General features: G+C 45.5%; 11 protein-coding genes. 3 read left to right on the top strand and 8 right to left on the bottom strand.

Features of this window, described 5'->3' with window-relative positions; all coding sequences use genetic code 11:
* The first annotated feature begins 6 nt into the window (after positions 1 to 6).
* From R7F67_RS05415 to R7F67_RS05405, 3 genes are all read left to right on the top strand, one after another.
* Positions 7 to 1,926, top strand: coding sequence for a beta-N-acetylhexosaminidase (locus tag R7F67_RS05415; RefSeq protein ID WP_005380048.1), 1,920 nt, complete (start codon positions 7 to 9; stop codon positions 1,924 to 1,926).
* 84 nt (positions 1,927 to 2,010) lie between these two features.
* Positions 2,011 to 4,419, top strand: a complete 2,409-nt coding sequence (locus tag R7F67_RS05410) for a GH36-type glycosyl hydrolase domain-containing protein (RefSeq protein WP_193838121.1) — start codon at positions 2,011 to 2,013, stop codon at positions 4,417 to 4,419.
* 125 nt (positions 4,420 to 4,544) lie between these two features.
* Positions 4,545 to 5,957 (top strand): phosphoglucomutase/phosphomannomutase family protein, encoded by a 1,413-nt coding sequence (locus R7F67_RS05405; RefSeq protein ID WP_005380053.1) that lies wholly within the window; start codon positions 4,545 to 4,547, stop codon positions 5,955 to 5,957.
* Between the two features lie 157 nt (positions 5,958 to 6,114).
* On the opposite strand, the gene R7F67_RS05400 is transcribed toward R7F67_RS05405, so the two are convergent.
* The 8 genes from R7F67_RS05400 to R7F67_RS05365 form a co-directional block, all read right to left on the bottom strand.
* A complete protein-coding gene (locus tag R7F67_RS05400) occupies positions 6,115 to 7,146 on the bottom strand; it encodes an ABC transporter ATP-binding protein (RefSeq protein ID WP_005380055.1) in 1,032 nt (343 codons plus the stop codon).
* On the bottom strand, positions 7,146 to 8,771 hold the full coding sequence (locus tag R7F67_RS05395; protein WP_025768193.1) for an ABC transporter permease: 1,626 nt from the start codon (positions 8,769 to 8,771) through the stop codon (positions 7,146 to 7,148). Before R7F67_RS05395 ends, R7F67_RS05400 begins: the two co-directional genes overlap by 1 nt.
* 99 nt (positions 8,772 to 8,870) lie before the next feature.
* Complete coding sequence (locus R7F67_RS05390; RefSeq protein WP_005386566.1) at positions 8,871 to 9,884, bottom strand: Fe(3+) ABC transporter substrate-binding protein; 1,014 nt, start codon at positions 9,882 to 9,884, stop codon at positions 8,871 to 8,873.
* A gap of 152 nt (positions 9,885 to 10,036) precedes the next feature.
* Entirely contained in the window at positions 10,037 to 11,266 is a 1,230-nt protein-coding gene (locus tag R7F67_RS05385) for an ammonium transporter (RefSeq protein ID WP_005386568.1), read from the bottom strand.
* 27 nt (positions 11,267 to 11,293) lie between these two features.
* Positions 11,294 to 11,632 carry a P-II family nitrogen regulator gene (locus tag R7F67_RS05380; RefSeq protein ID WP_005386570.1) on the bottom strand — a complete coding sequence of 113 codons (339 nt, stop codon included), beginning with the start codon at positions 11,630 to 11,632 and terminating at the stop codon, positions 11,294 to 11,296.
* 188 nt (positions 11,633 to 11,820) lie between these two features.
* Positions 11,821 to 12,189, bottom strand: coding sequence for a YacL family protein (locus R7F67_RS05375; protein ID WP_064368753.1), 369 nt, complete (start codon positions 12,187 to 12,189; stop codon positions 11,821 to 11,823).
* A gap of 99 nt (positions 12,190 to 12,288) precedes the next feature.
* Entirely contained in the window at positions 12,289 to 14,886 is a 2,598-nt protein-coding gene (gene acnB, locus R7F67_RS05370) for a bifunctional aconitate hydratase 2/2-methylisocitrate dehydratase (RefSeq protein ID WP_005380009.1), read from the bottom strand.
* 268 nt (positions 14,887 to 15,154) lie between these two features.
* The gene (locus R7F67_RS05365; RefSeq protein WP_033905586.1) at positions 15,155 to 17,485 is read right to left on the bottom strand and encodes a patatin-like phospholipase family protein; all 2,331 of its coding nucleotides are present in this window, start codon (positions 17,483 to 17,485) and stop codon (positions 15,155 to 15,157) included.
* Between the last annotated feature and the right edge of the window lie 9 nt (positions 17,486 to 17,494).

The raw sequence follows: 17,494 nt of genomic DNA, 5'->3' as shown, positions 1-17,494 counted from the left end.
GTAGATATGGAATATCGTGTTGATCTCGTGGTCCTTTCTGAGCAGAAACAAAACTGCCGCTTTGGCCTCACCTTTCATAACTTGAGCGACCAAGACCTAAACAGCTGGAGCTTAACTTTCGCTTTCGATCGTTACATTCTTCCAGACAGCGTTTCAAATGGTCAACTGACTCAAATTGGTAGTTTTTGCACACTTAAGCCAGAAGGGGTGGTACTGGCTGCCAACCATCACTATTACTGTGAATTCAGTATTGGTTCGAACCCATTCCGTTATTACTCGGATGGCTTTAACGAAGCGATGATCAACTTTGTCGTTGATGGAAACCCACAGCGCGCACAAGTGGATGTCACGCCTATCGTATTAGCTTCACCATACCGTGAACGCAGTGAGATTCCTGCAAGTTTAACCCATGCACAGCCCTTGCTGCCAAAACCAAACCATATTGAGGTCAGCGATCACTATTTTAGCTTTGATCATCATGCTGGCGTCGCGGTTTATTCAAGCCTGGCCAATTCAGCTAAAGAATGGCTACTTGATGAGCTTAAGCGCATTCACCAATTTGAGTTCGCATCAGACAATGGCAGTCAGATCATCTTCAAAGGCAACCCAACCTTGGATGAAGGCGCTTACAAACTGAAAGTAGCCGAAGAGTCAATCAAAATTGAAGCAGGATCTTCGTCTGGTTTTACCCATGCTTGTGCAACGTTATTACAACTAATCAAAGTTGGCGATCAACCTAACTCAATGGAAGTAGTTTGCTGTTCAATCAAGGACAGGCCACGTTTTCGTTACCGCGGTATGATGCTGGATTGTGCTCGTCATTTTCACTCCGTTAAGCAAGTCAAACGCTTGATCAACCAACTGGCTCATTACAAGTTCAATACGTTCCATTGGCATCTTACCGACGATGAGGGGTGGCGAATTGAAATCAAATCACTGCCTCAACTGACCGATATTGGTGCTTGGCGCGGATTGGATGAGATCAATGAACCACAGTACACGCACTTTGATGAACGTTACGGCGGCTTCTACACACAAGAAGACATCAAAGACGTTATCGAATTTGCATCGCAACGCGGCATCACCATCATTCCTGAAATTGATGTACCTGGTCATTGCCGAGCCGCCATCAAGTCGTTACCACACCTATTGGTAGAAGCGGAAGATACCACCGAATACCGCAGTATTCAGCATTACAACGACAACGTCATTAACCCAGCTCTGCCGGGGAGCTATGAATTTATCGACAAAGTGCTAGAAGAAGTCTCTGCGCTTTTTCCTGCGCCTTACGTTCATATTGGTGCCGACGAAGTACCTAACGGCGTATGGTCAAAAAGCCCAGCATGCCAAGCACTAATGGAACAACTGGGTTACAGCGACTACAAAGATTTGCAAGGACACTTCTTGCGTTATGCCGAAGACAAACTTCGTAAATTGGGCAAACGCATGCTGGGCTGGGAAGAAGCTCAACACGGCGACAAAGTCAGTAAAGATACGGTGATCTACTCATGGCTAAGCGAAGAAGCGGCCTTGAACTGTGCTCGCCAAGGCTTTGATGTGGTGCTGCAACCAGCACAAACCACTTACCTAGATATGACCCAAGACTACGCACCTGAAGAACCGGGCGTGGACTGGGCAAACCCACTGCCACTAGAAAAAGCTTACAACTACGAGCCGCTCGCTGAAGTGCCTGCTGACGACCCAATACGTAAGCGCATTTGGGGCATTCAAACAGCATTATGGTGCGAAATTATCAATAACCAACCTCGCATGGACTACATGATCTTCCCTCGTTTAACTGCAATGGCAGAAGCATGTTGGACAGACAAACAACACCGAGATTGGACCGACTATTTATCACGCTTGAAAGGCCATCTACCTCTGCTTGATTTGCAGGGAGTGAATTACCGTAAACCGTGGAAGTAATACAAAACTGATGTCGAAACATCACGCTTGAAGAGTTTTTAAATTTTGGCTGCTGATGCAGCTTCGTAAAAAGGAAAGACACAAATGAAATACGGCTATTTCGATAACGAGAATCGCGAATACGTCATCACTCGCCCTGACGTACCAGCACCATGGACCAACTACCTAGGTACTGAGAAGTTCTGTACGGTTATCTCGCACAACGCGGGTGGCTACTCGTTCTACAACTCTCCAGAATACAACCGTGTTACTAAATTCCGTCCAAATGCGACATTCGATCGCCCAGGACACTACGTTTACTTGCGTGATGATGAGACAGGTGATTACTGGTCAATCTCTTGGCAACCAGTTGCGAAGAGCCTAGACGAAGCAAACTACGAAGTTCGTCACGGCTTGTCTTACTCTAAGTTCAAATGTGAATACAGCGGTATTACCGCAACAAAAACTCTGTTCGTGCCAAAAGGCGAAGACGCTGAAATCTGGGATGTAGTGATTAAAAACACCTCTGACAAACCACGTACGATCAGTGCATTCTCATTTGTTGAGTTCTCATTCAGCCACATTCAATCTGATAACCAAAACCATCAGATGTCTCTGTACTCGGCAGGTACGGCTTACAACGAAGGCGTGATAGAGTACGACCTGTACTACAACACCAACGATTTCGAAGGCTTCTACTACCTAGCTTCAACATTTGCCCCAGATTCATACGACGGCCAACGTGACAGCTTCCTAGGCCTATACCGTGACGAAGCAAACCCGTTAGCGGTAGAACAAGGTAAGTGTTTCAATACAGCGCAAACTTGTTACAACCACTGTGGCTCTTTGCATAAGCAATTTACTATTCAGCCGGGTGAAGAAGTTCGCTTTGCTTACATTCTCGGTATCGGTAAAGGCAACGGAGAGCGTCTGCGTGCTAAGTACCAAGACCTTGCAGAAGTCGACAACGCATTTGCGGGTATCAAAGCACACTGGGATGAGCGTTGTGGCAAGTTCCAAGTGAAATCACCAAACGAAGGTCTAGATACCATGATCAACGCTTGGACGTTATACCAAGCGGAAACGTGTGTGGTGTGGTCTCGCTTTGCTTCATTCATCGAGGTGGGAGGCCGTACTGGTCTTGGTTACCGCGATACAGCGCAAGATGCAATCTCAGTTCCTCACGCTAACCCAGCAATGACGCGCAAACGTATCGTTGACCTACTGCGTGGCCAAGTAAAAGCGGGCTACGGTCTACACCTATTCGATCCAGATTGGTTTGATCCAGAAAAAGCTGATGTTAAACCATCGAAGTCTCCAACCGTAGTTCCAACACCTTCTGATGAAGACAAAATTCACGGCATCGAAGACACTTGTTCCGATGACCATCTATGGCTAGTTCCAACCATCTGTAAGTACGTGATGGAAACCGGTGAGCACAGCTTCTTCGACGAAGTGATCCCTTACGCCGACGGTGGCGATGCAACGGTTTATGACCACATGAAAGCCGCGCTAGACTTCTCGGCTGAATACGTAGGTCAAACCGGTATCTGTAAAGGTCTGCGTGCAGACTGGAACGACTGTCTGAACCTAGGTGGCGGCGAATCGTCAATGGTGTCGTTCCTACATTTCTGGGCACTGCAGGAGTTCATCGACCTAGCGAAATACCTAGGTAAACAAGCCGACGTTGAAAAATACACGGTGATGGCAGCAAACGTTCGTGAAGCGTGTGAAACCCACCTTTGGGATGACGAAGGCGGTTGGTACATCCGTGGTCTGACGAAGAATGGCGACAAGATCGGTACTGCGCAACAAGCGGAAGGCCGAGTACACCTAGAGTCAAACACACTTGCGGTACTTTCTGGTGCGGTATCTCAAGAGCGCGGCGAAAAAGCGATGGACGCTGTCGATGAGAACCTGTTCTCTGAATACGGCCTTCACCTAAACTCACCATCTTTTGCAACACCGAATGATGATATCGGCTTCGTAACTCGTGTTTACCAAGGCGTAAAAGAGAACGGTGCGATATTCTCGCATCCAAACCCATGGGCTTGGGTAGCTGAAGCGAAACTGGGTCGTGGTGATCGTGCAATGAAGTTCTACGATGCGCTAAACCCATACAACCAGAACGACATCATCGAAAAACGTATTGCAGAACCATACTCATACGTTCAGTTCATCATGGGTCGTGACCACCAAGACCACGGTCGTGCAAACCACCCATGGTTAACAGGTACGTCAGGCTGGGCTTACTTCGCTGTTACCAACTTTATTCTTGGTGTGCGTACAGGCTTCGATGGCCTAACTATCGATCCATGTATCCCAACGAACTGGCCTGGTTTCGAAGTGACTCGCCAATGGCTAGGAGCAACGTACAACATCAAAGTCGTTAACCCAGACTCAGTAAGCAAAGGCGTTAAGTCGATTACCGTGAACGGTGAAGCTGTAAATGGTGCATCTGTACCAGTTCAAGCGGAAGGTTCAGTAAACGAAGTTATCGTTACTCTAGGTTAATCATCTTTTGGGGGAGTCCTTCTCCCCTTTTGATTTATCCGGTGCATTTATGTTTTACAAGTGCATCGGTTCGCTAGCAAAGATTTAAGACGCGGTGGGATGCCGCTCTTATCGAGGATCGAATCATGATCAAATTTGGTACAGGCGGTTGGCGTGCATTTATTGGTGAGGAGTTCACCAAAGATAACGTACGCTTGGTTGCCCAAGCAGTTGCAAACATCACGAATAACGAATCGGTTGCTGATCGCGGTTTTGTGATTGGCTATGACCGTCGTTTTCTTTCCGATAAAGCAGGTCGTTGGTTCGCTGAAGTTCTAGCAGCAAACGGCATTATGGTTAGCTTTATCGACAAATTTGTCCCAACACCTATCGTAATGTTTAAAGCGAAAGAAATGGGCTGCGCATACTCGGCATGTATTACCGCATCACACAACCCTGCCGATTACAACGGCATTAAAGTCTTCATTGAAGGTGGTCGTGACGCAGATGAAATCATCACCCAAAAAATCGAATCACAAATAGACGCGCTCACTGCGCAAGATGTAAAAAGCGTCGACTTTGAACAAGCGGTTGAAGATAAGCTGATTGAAATCATCAATCCGATGAACGAATTCGTTGACTCAATCATCGACTTTATCGACATCGGAGCGATCAAGAAGGCGAATTTACGTGTTTTGATCGACCCAATGTTTGGTGTCGCGAAAAACGCACTGCAAACCGTATTAATCAACGGCCGCTGTGACGTTGATGTGATTAACGATGGCAAAAACCCAGACTTCGGTGGGTTAATGCCTTCGCCAAGCGCTGCAACACTCTACCGTTTGATGCACCTAGTGAAAGAGCAAGGTTACGATATTGGCATCGGTACTGATGGCGATGCGGACCGTCTTGGTATTATCGACGAAAAAGGTAACTTCATTCATCCAAATGAAGTGCTACTGCTGCTTTACTACTACCTACTTGAATACAAAGGCTGGAAAGGCTCCGTGGTACGTAACATCGCAACCACCCACCTTCTCGATAAAGTCGCCGAAGATCATGGCGAGAAATGCTTTGAGGTTCCTGTAGGCTTTAAGCACATCAGCTCCCAAATGGAAGCGGATGACTCACTGATTGGCGGGGAAAGCTCTGGTGGCCTAACCATTCGCGGCCACATCAAAGGTAAAGACGGCGTATTCGCATCAAGCCTATTGGTAGAAATGATTTCAGTAACCGGCAAGAAGCTGTCTGAGTTGCTGGATGAAATCTACGGCAAGTACGGCTATGCCTACATGGCAGAAGGCGATTGCAAGTTCAAACCAGCGCAAAAAGACGTACTGTTCAACAAGATTTATGTTGAAAAGCAGTTGCCTGAGTTTGAGTTTGAAATCGAAAAAGTCAGCTATGAAGATGGTGCGAAAGTCTACTTCAAGAACGGCGGTTGGATCATCGCTCGCTTCTCTGGCACTGAGCCACTGCTACGAATTTTTGCAGAGATGCAAGATAAGGACACTGCGGAACGTGTTCTTCAACAGTTTAAAGACTTCTTGTCTTTATAACTGAACCTTGTGCCCGCTTCGAGCACTATGATGAGAGTCAACGCTGTCTGAAAAGGCGCTCATCAACAGGAGAAGAGCACTTGCCCGGCTCCACAGCCGGGCTTTTTTATTGTATGTTGGGAAGTCGTAAACGAGATAGAAAAGATACTCAGGAGCGTTAAGCAAATGCCAGGACGCCTTGCGTTTCAATTTTCACCGCGACGGACTCACCTATATTTAATGCTTGCGAAGCTGTAGCTAACAAACGGTCACCATTCGCGTTAATCACATAACGGCAGTGATCACCCATAAAATGCTGTTCCAATACGGTTACCGAACTATCTTCATCGGATTGAATTTGCACATGCTGCGGTCTTAGCAGTAAAGAGCACTCCGCCTGTACTGGAATATCTTGTTGAGCCGTGGCTTCAACCACGCCCAAGTGGGTTTCATATTCTGAATTCGAAACCCGTTTAGCAGCAAGGTAACTGCCACCACCTAAGAAATCAGCGACAAATTTACTTGAAGGCTGGTAGTAAAGCTCAGATGCTGTGCCATATTGCTCGATGACTCCATTGTTCATCACTGCCATTTTATCGGCGAAAGCAAAAGCCTCTTCACGGCTATGCGTAACAAAAATGGCAGTCACACCTTGGGCCTTAAAAATCTTACGGATCTCACTTATCAACTCATGGCGAACTTGCGTATCAATATTAGAAAACGGTTCATCAAGTAACAATAAGTCTGGGCTGTAAGCTAATGAGCGAGCAATCGCAACACGCTGCTGCTGTCCACCAGACAATTGATGAGGATAACGATCGCCATAACCTTGAAGATGCACGAGTTCTAACATCTCTTGAACTTTGGCATTTTTCTCTTTTGTCGAGCACTGCTTTAAGCCAAAGGCAATGTTTTGCTCCACCGTCAAGTGAGGAAAAAGTGCGTAATCTTGGAAAATCATCCCGATATTACGCTGTTCTGGCGGCAACCAGTTTTCCCCATCATCAATTGTGACGCAATTTAGACTCATTTCGCCTGACGTTAACGGCAATAATCCCGCAACGGCCTTTAATAGTGTTGTTTTCCCACAGCCACTGGCTCCTAGCAAACAGACAATCTGCCCTTGTTCTACCTCAAGAGACAATGATTCGAGTACAGTTTGATCGTCATATTGGCACGTTAGGTTTTTAATTGATAATGCACAGCTCATCAGTGATTTTGCTCCAGTGAACGGTTAACAACAACAAGCGGGATCAACCCAACAAGAACCAACAGAACCGCTGGCAAAGCGGCCAATTCTAAATGCTCATCCGAGGCGAAGTTATAAACGTATGTGGCTAGTGTTTCAAAGTTAAACGGACGAAGTAACAAAGCCGCATTAAGCTCTTTCATCGACTCGATAAACACTAATAAAGCCGCAATCAGTGCACCGCGCTTAACCAGCGGAAAGTGCACGCGCCACAGCATGGCATTGGGCTTACAACCCATAGTGCGCGATGCCATATCTAACGACGGAGAAATTTTATTTAAATTACTTTCGATACTACCAATCGCTACCGCGGAAAAGCGCACAACCATGGCAAATACTAGTGCGAACATGGAACCAGAAAAGATAAGTCCCGGCCTTCCCCACTCCATGGCTTTAGCAACATCGTTGACACGATGATCCATAAACAGCACAGCGACCATCACACCGATGGCTAGTACCGTTCCTGGTACTGCATAGCCCATAGAAGAAAGACGCATAAATGCCAAGCTTTCTCGTTTACCACTGACTCGATGGGTAAAGTTAACGATCAGTGCGACAGCAACACCAATAATCGCAGCAATAACAGACACAACTAAGCTATTCCATGCGTATTCACGAAACTCTGAGGTCCAACTCTGCGCAAAATAAGTGATCGCATAATCAATCAGCTGTAGTAGCGGCAAAATAAAAGCGACTGAAACCAAGCCCCAACACCAAACCAGTGCGGTCCACTTTTTCCAGCCCGTCAACTCGTAACGAAAATCTTCGTGACTGTTAAATTGGCTTTGAAAAAGCTTTTGTTTACGGCGGCTGTATCGTTCGGCACTAAGAAGCAGTACTACAATGACGAGCATCATGGCAGAAATCTTGGCTGCCGCATTAAGATTAGAGTACCCCAACCAAGTATCGTAGACCGCTGTGGTTAACGTATTCACCGCGAAGTAACTTACCGTACCAAAGTCACCGATGGTCTCCATTGCGACCAATGATAAACCTACTGCGATAGAGGGTCTTACTAACGGCATCGAGATGCGCCAAAAGCTTTCCCATGGAGAGCACTTGAGCAAACGCGCGCTTTGCAATAAAGATACATTTTGCTCCATAAACGCAGCCCGGCACAATAAATACACGTAAGGATACAACACCAAAGCCAACACAAAGGTCGCACCAGGCAACGTACGAATGTCAGGGAACCAATACTCGCCAGGTCCCCATCCGGTTACATCACGCAAAAAGATCTGAATCGGGCCTGCAAAATCAAACCAATCAGTAAAAATATAACCAATGATATAACCTGGCATTGCAAGAGGTAGCACCAATGCCCACTGCAACCATTTTTCGGTCGGCAGTTTACACATGGCCATTATCCAAGCGCTTGGAATACCAAGAATTAAGGACAGCACCATTACGCCAACAGTTAGCGCAACCGTGTTAAAAATATAAGTCGGCATGACCGTTGCCATTAAATGAGCAAACAAATCATCCGTTTCACCAATTGCGGTGTAGAAGATCGCTAAGATCGGCAAAACCAGTAGCAGAGTTATTACCCCACTACTGGTTTTCCATAAAGAGTGTTTATCTTTCATCGCCTAATTACTGCAAGGCTGTATGAAATACAAATGCTGTTGCAAATACATCTCATATCCTTTAATCAAATGGGGGTACTGTTATACCCCCACAAGGAATTAAAGGTCAAATTTCACTTCATCTAATAGCTTAATTGCCGCTTCGTGGTTGGCTGCAATATCGTCTAGAGAAAGCTTGTCTGCTTTAAAGTCACCCCAAGATTCCACAAGCTCAGAACGCTTCACGCCTTCTTTAACTGGGTACTCGTAGTTAACTTCTGCGTACATTTGCTGCGCTTTGTCACCCGTTAGGAATTCCATTAGCTTCACAGCATTGTCTTTGTTTGGAGAGTACTTAGCCATCGCCATACCAGAGATATTCACGTGAGTGCCTGTAGTCTCTTGGTTAGGGAAGTTGATGTAAACTGCATCAGCCCAAGCTTTTTGCTCTTTGTCGTTAACCATTTTACCTAGGTAGTAGCTGTTACCCAGAGAAACATCACATAGGCCTTCTTTGATCGCTTTAACTTGTGCACGATCGTTGCCTTGTGGTTTGCGAGCAAGGTTTGCTTTCACACCTTCCAACCACTCTTTGGTTTCTGCTTCGCCATTGTGAGCAATCATTGCTGAAACTAGAGAAACGTTGTACGGGTGCTTACCGCTACGAGTACAAATTTTACCTTTGAACTCTGGCTTAGCTAAGTCTGCGTAGTTGAAATCTGCGCCTAGTTTACCTACGCGATCACGTGATGAATAAACGCTACGAGAACGTAGAGTTAGAGCAAACCACTCATTCTCTTTATCTTGGTATTGAGCAGGTACGTTTTCTTCAATGATTTTGCTATCGACTTTCTGAACTAAACCTTTGTTTGTCAGTTCAGCTAGACGGCTGATGTCTGTCGTAAGAATAACGTCAGCAGGGCTGTACTCACCTTCTTGAGCTAGCTTTTCTGCTAAGCCTTTTTTAGCAAATTTTACGTTTACTTTGATGCCAGTTTCTTTAGTGAACTCATTGAACATAGGTTCAACTAGGAAAGGTTGACGGTAAGAGTAGACGTTCACTTCTTCAGCAGCCATTGCTGTTGGAGCTAGAGTAGCGCAAGTTAGTGCTGAAAGAGTTAGCAGTTTTTTCATTGTTTAATCCTTTACCATGCTAATGATAACGTTTATCAGTTGCGTTATTATATGTATGTTCAATAAGAAGACAATGACGAATATTAAAAAACCTGCTCATCGGAGCAGGTTTTATTGTGTTAAGTGTGTAACCATTTATTACAAGCTAATGATTATTTCACCGTAACAAACTCTGGGTAAGCACCAACACCACAATCATGCATGTCCATACCTTCCATTTCTTCATCTTCTGTAACGCGAATCCCAACGGTTGCTTTCAAGATTGCCCACACAACTAGGCTGGCACCAAATACCCAAGCAAAGATAACTACGGCACCTAAAAGCTGTGCACCAAACGTTGCATCACCGTTGCTCAGTGGCACTACCATTAGGCCGAAGAAACCACACACACCGTGAACTGAGATAGCACCTACTGGATCGTCAATTTTAAGTTTATCTAGAGCAATGATACTGAATACAACTAGTGCACCCGACACTGCACCAATCGCAACCGCGTACAGTGGTGATGGCGATAGAGGGTCTGCAGTGATGGCAACCAAGCCAGCTAGCGCGCCATTGAGAATCATCGTTAAATCGGCTTTACCCCAAGTAGTTTTACAAACGAATAGCGCCGCAATTGCACCGGCAGCCGCTGCTGCGTTAGTGTTTAGAAAGATCTGACCAACCGCTGTAGCATTCTCAAAATCTGAAACCATCAACTGAGAGCCACCGTTAAATCCAAACCAGCCAAACCAAAGGATAAAAGTACCCAACGTTGCCAAAGGCATGTTAGAACCTGGAATCGGATAAATTTCACCATTTTTACCGTACTTACCCTTACGCGCGCCAAGCAGTAACACACCAGCTAGAGCAGCAGAAGCACCTGCCATATGTACGATACCAGAACCCGCAAAGTCACTAAATCCAGCTTCTGCTAGGAAGCCTCCACCCCATGTCCAGTAACCTTCCATTGGATAGATAAACGCAGTTAAAATCGCAGAGAAAATCAAGAAAGACCAAAGCTTCATGCGCTCAGCTACCGCACCAGAAACGACGGACATGGCAGTTGCAACGAAGACAACTTGGAAGAAGAAGTCAGACTCTAAAGAGTGGTCGGCCCCTTCACCTTGAGTACCAATTAGCGTACCAAATGAAGGTAACCAGCCTCCTTCTCCATTATCGACATACATGATGTTATAACCGACGATCAGAAACATCGTACATGCGATGGCGTACAAACAGATGTTCTTCGTAAGAATTTCTGTTGTGTTTTTAGAGCGCACAAGGCCAGCCTCTAGCATCGCAAAGCCTGCTGCCATCCACATTACCAACGCACCGGAAATGAGGAAGAAAAAGGTGTCAAGTGCGTAACGTAACTCGGTTACTGTTGTTGTTAATTCCATAATAAGTATCTCCAATCCTTTGAATTCTTAAAGTGCTTCTGCGTCCATTTCGCCAGTTCGGATACGCACCGCTTGGTTCAGATCGTAAACAAAAATTTTACCGTCGCCGATTTTTCCGGTTTGCGCAGCTTTTGTAATTGCTTCAACAACACGATCTACATTGTCTGCGTGAGTCGCGATTTCAATTTTCACCTTTGGTAGGAAATCAACTTGATACTCTGCACCGCGGTACAATTCCGTATGACCTTTTTGACGACCGAACCCTTTAACTTCTGATACTGTCATCCCTTCGATACCGACATCAGCCAATGCTTCTCGTACATCGTCTAATTTAAACGGCTTAATAATGGCATTGATTATTTTCATTGAGTTATCTCCGAAGCTTTCATCCTGAAACACTTCTTATAATCCAATCTACGTGCCAAGTTTTTAAGTCATTGAATAATAAAAGCTAACCTCAATTTACATATCTATAAACAAAAAGAGCGCACCATATCGGTGCGCCCTTTTCACAAATTTAAAGCAACGGCAGAGAAGTTACCCAAAACTGTGCATTAAATGTTCAAAAAGTCTTTCCATTGTTCGATAAGTGTCATGAAATCCTCTATCCCACAACTTGCTGTACTTTCTGCATTGTAGAAGTCGAACTCACTTTCCATCTCGACATCATATTCATGGGCTAATGCGTTTTCTTGTACAAGAACTTCGTCGCCCTGAATCATCAAGCTAATTTCCGTGCCTGTTAGGTTATGCTCCTGAGAAGGCGCTAAAAATGACTGCTCAATTAGCTTTTCAACTTGTGCAATCTTCATCGGATCTTTGCCAATTTCTTCTTGCAACCAGCGCCCTACAATCTCATGTCCCATGCTACATTTTACGTAGTACTCGCCCATCAACGTGTTACGAATGAATTCAAATTCCACCGAGATTGCCTATTTCGTATCAATTTGGTGCGAGTATAGCGAATTGCTCCCATAAAAAAAGCACCTCATGTGAGGTGCTTTTGAATTGTGCATTTCTGATTATGCCGGCTCTTGGAAGATCACTTCGTCCGCTTTCTTGGTGTATTGATCCATTTTATGGAAGTTCAAGTAGCGGTACGTATCCGTTGCCGTAGCGTCGATTTGCTTCGCGTATTCTAGGTATTCTTCTTTGGTTGGAATCTTACCTAGAATTGCACCTACTGCAGCTAGCTCAGCTGACGACAGGTAAACATTCGCACCAGTACCCAGACGGTTCGGGAAGTTACGCGTTGAAGTCGACATTACTGTTGATTTATCTGCAACACGCGCTTGGTTACCCATACAAAGTGAACACCCTGGCGTTTCAATACGAACCCCTGCACGTCCGAAGATACCGTAGTAGCCTTCTTCAATCAGTTGGTCTTTATCCATCTTTGTTGGTGGCGCTACCCAAAGGCGCGTTGCTAACTGGCCATTGAACTTATCAAGCAATTTACCTGCTGCGCGGAAGTGACCGATGTTCGTCATACAAGAACCGATGAACACTTCATCAATCGCTGTGCCTTGTACTTCAGACAACAAACGAGCGTCATCTGGGTCATTCGGTGCACATAGTACTGGCTCATTGATTTCAGCCATATCGATTTCAATCACATGTGCGTATTCAGCGTCTTTATCTGCTTGCATCAGCTCAGGGTTTGCTAGCCACTCTTGCATTGCTGTAATGCGGCGCTCGATAGTACGGCGATCACCGTAGCCTTCAGAGATCATCCACTTCAGCATCACGATGTTAGAGTTTAAGTACTCTTCGATCGACTCTTGAGACAATTTCACAGTACAACCTGCCGCCGAACGCTCTGCAGATGCATCAGAAAGCTCAAATGCTTGCTCAACCGTTAGCGTTTCTAAGCCTTCAATCTCAAGGATACGGCCAGAAAATTCGTTGATCTTGCCCGCTTTCTCTACCGTTAGTAGACCTTGCTGAATCGCGTAGTAAGGGATGGCATGAACAAGATCACGCAGTGTAATACCCGGTTGCATTTCACCTTTAAAACGAACCAAGATTGACTCTGGCATGTCTAGCGGCATAACGCCTGTCGCAGCTGCAAAGGCAACCAAGCCCGAGCCTGCTGGGAATGAAATACCCAGAGGGAAACGAGTATGTGAGTCACCACCCGTACCGACAGTATCCGGTAGTAGCATACGGTTTAGCCATGAGTGGATAATACCGTCACCAGGACGAAGAGATACACCACCGCGGTTCATAATAAAGTCCGGAAGTGTATGGTGAGTGTTAACGTCTACTGGTTTTGGATAAGCCGATGTGTGACAGAAAGACTGCATGACAAGATCAGCAGAGAAGCCGAGACACGCCAAGTCTTTAAGTTCATCACGAGTCATAGGGCCTGTAGTATCTTGCGAGCCTACTGTCGTCATCTTCGGCTCACAGTAGGTTCCAGGACGGATGCCTTCTACGCCACATGCTTTACCAACCATTTTCTGTGCAAGCGTGTAACCCTTGCCAGAATCTGCGATTTCACCAGGTTTGCGGAATACGTCCGAAGGCTCAAGACCTAGCGATTGACGCGCTTTGTCTGTCAAACCACGACCGATGATCAATGGGATACGACCACCAGCACGAACTTCATCAATCAGTACTTCTGTTTTTAGCGAGAATTCAGCTAGAACCTCACCAGTTTCGTGGTTGCAAACTTTACCTTCATATGGGTAAACATCGATAACATCGCCCATGTTGAGCTTAGTTACGTCAACTTCGATTGGTAGTGCGCCAGCATCTTCCATTGTGTTAAAGAAGATAGGGGCAATTTTGCCACCAAGCACATACCCACCAGCTCGTTTGTTTGGAACGTAAGGGATATCATCACCCATAAACCAAAGCACTGAGTTGGTTGCAGATTTACGTGAAGAGCCAGTACCAACAACATCACCAACGTAAACCAATTGATGACCTTTGTCTTTTAACTCTTCAATTTGCTTGATCGGGCCAATAGTACCCGGTTGATCAGGGTTTATTCCTTCACGCTCGTTTTTAAGCATCGCCAGTGCGTGTACTGGGATATCAGGACGAGACCAAGCGTCAGGTGCAGGTGAAAGGTCATCCGTGTTCGTTTCACCTGTTACTTTAAATACGGTTAGAGTGACTTTTTCTTCAAGCTTAGGCTTAGAAAGGAACCACTCAGCATCAGCCCATGATTGAAGTACTTTCTGTGCATGCGCATTGCCTGCTTTTGCTTTCTCTTCTACGTCATAGAAAGCATCAAACATTAGCAGCGTATGAGACAGCGCTTTTACTGCGATCTCTGCCAGTGCTTCATCATCCAATAGCTCAACTAGCGGTTCGATGTTGTAACCACCTTGCATAGTGCCTAGCAGTTCAGCCGCTTTTTCACGACTCACTAATGGTGATTTAACTTCACCTTTTGCTACTGCTGTTAGGAAACCCGCTTTTACATAAGCAGCTTCATCAACACCTGGAGGGATACGGTTTTCAAGTAGGTCAAGAATGACTTCTTCTTCACCTTGTGGGGGATTTTTCAGAAGTTCTACAAGTCCAGCAACTTGTTCTGCGTCTAGCGGTTTAGGAACAACTCCTTCAGCAGCACGCTCTTCGACGTGTTTACGGTAGGCTTCAAGCACGACTTTTTCCTCTCATTGCGGTTCCTCCTCTATTATTACTATTGTTAAAGTAAAGGAGTGAACATCCTTGGAAACTTGGCTCTCCATTGCCCTTGTTTTCATTCAATTATGATTGAGAAACAGCGCCGTAGAGGCCAAACTGTGGGCAAAATAATAGCAAATTTAACCTTAAATTAAAATCTTATCATTTTGACCAACATAGCAACTTACGACTAAAGTTCTGCTAATTTTGACCAAATATGCCAAGTTTTTGCTTTCTCATACCCGATTAATTAAACGATGTTCCTACGATCAAATACACAGCATCCAAATCTTGCTCGGTACGACCGTATGCCAACATTATTGGTCCTATTGGTGAGTCAACACCAAAGAAGATGGAGCCAGCATTGTAAAGCGGCGCTTCGTTTAGTTTCAGATCATTATCAGACCAAACACCGCCATATTCGACCGATGCGCCCAGGTAGACTGGAGCTTCAAACAATCCGAAATCATTATCAAACCACTTATATCGGTACACCAAACTGCTGAAAAATAAGTTCTGTCCGATCAGGCTATTTCTTGGGATTCCAGATAGGCTTAAAAAGCCGCCCAACTCTCTGGGATCAAGCGGTAAAGATGAGTTTTTACTCTCTACAAAACTATATTCAGCATGTCCGACTAAAGTATGACGCTGATGACTCACTGCACCTTTAAATCGTGCAGAGATTTCATAAACGGTATCTTCAATAATTTTGTCAGTTTCTAAAAGGCTAACGCCTTGAGGACTTTGATCATGAGACACTAAATATTCGAGATCGACTAAAAGCCCACGAGTCGGAAATGCGAAATCATCGAGTGTATCTAGGCGATAATTGGCAAACAGGCCACGACGTTCAAAATCCAATTTACCAGCAGAAGCCAAAGTAGAAAGCTCAATATCTCCGGTTGAGTAGCGAGCGCCAAATCGAAGTTCTTGCCACAATGTGGGTTGGATACCTATCGCTAACTCTGTTGTAAAATCATCGTAAGTGACCGGAAAAAAGTCATTTACTGACTCTAAATCTGGTGCTTGAGGCTCTGTTAAAGGTAAGTTTCGGCTCTCACTGCCATAGGAAATACGCCCCGATACAAAAAGTTCTTGGCTAGATAAAACAGGGGAATACAACTCAGCTTCAATCAGCTTATCCGTGCCCATTTCTACGTTGAACGCCAACTCCGCGCCATGAGAGTTCAAGTTGGTAAAGTTGGTTGATATCCCTATGCCGTACTGGCTATCTGTATCGAAGTCATCTTCAAGAAAAAATCGGAAGTTGAGATAATTAGGCCCCCACGACTTCTCGTTAACATCAAAAACCAACAATGTCTCACCATCAACCTCTTCAAAGTGATAAGTGATGAGCTCGAACCGATCTAACGCGTAGAGGTTTTCAACGGCTTTCTCAATTTCGGCCGTTGAAATACGACGTCCGGTTTCTAATTCAATACGATTCGTCAACAACACATCGCTGTAGTGCGTGTTATTTACAATCACAATGTCATCAACCACACGCTGATCGCCATAAATCAAAGTTTTACGAACTTCTTGTTTGCGGTCGATGTATTTTTGATAGTCCGCGTTGGACAAGCGTAACTCTTTCAGCTTGTCTTTTAATTGCTTGGTAATATCGTACCCAGCTTGAAAAGCCCAAGGCATTTTGTCGAACTCGACGGTTTCCATGGTGCCCACATTGGGACGAATATAGATATCTTGAGGTTCAAGCTCGTCCACTTGCTGTTGTGTACTACGACGAACGAGATAGTTAGAGAGTTGGTCCGCGACAGTAAACAGCCCCGTAAATTCATCTTCGGTTTTGTAGTCGGTGCTAATATCGACGGCAATAACGACATCAGCCCCCATGGCGCGAGCCACATCGACAGGCATGTTATTGACGACGCCGCCATCGACAAGCATATGACCATTGAGCTTATAGGGAGGAAGTGCTCCTGGTACAGACATGCTAGCCATCATGGCATCCACAAGGTAACCATTACCCAGTACGACTTCTTCTAGGGCAAGAATATCAGTCGCAACAGAACGATAAGGAATGGCAAGCTCATCAAAAGAATCGAATCGCCCTAAGTTCCCTGTAGTCTCACGCAATACTCGCAACATGTTCTGGCCTTGCACCACACCCGTTGGTGCTCGTACCTCACCGAACCTTAAGCCGAGGTCGGTATTAATTTGATAGCGGTCTTCATACTCTTTGTCACGAACTCGACGTTGGCTACGGTCAACACGATCTCGATAACCGCTGCCCCAATCGACGGTGTAGATAAAACTCTCAATTTCATCAGCACTCATCCCCGTGGCATAGAGCCCACCCACATAGGCGCCCATACTGGTACCGGTCACAATATCGACAGGGATCTGCATTTCTTCCAATGCTTTTAAAACCCCAATGTGTGCCGCCCCTTTCGCTCCGCCACCAGCGAGCACAACCGCCACCTTTGGTCGAGGTTCCAAGTCATCCGTTTTTGTTAGAGAGTTTGCGAGGGAAACAGAAGGAGTGATCATCAAAAAGGTACTAACCCAAAGCGCAAAGTTGCGAACCGATGGGCTTGATAACAGCTTTTTGAACATTCACTTCTT

The sequence above is a fragment of the Vibrio sp. YT-17 genome, from assembly GCF_033337375.1.
Lineage (GTDB): Bacteria > Pseudomonadota > Gammaproteobacteria > Enterobacterales > Vibrionaceae > Vibrio > Vibrio alginolyticus.
The sequence above is the reverse complement of the archived record's forward strand: the minus strand, read 5'-3'. Positions and strand labels throughout refer to the sequence as shown.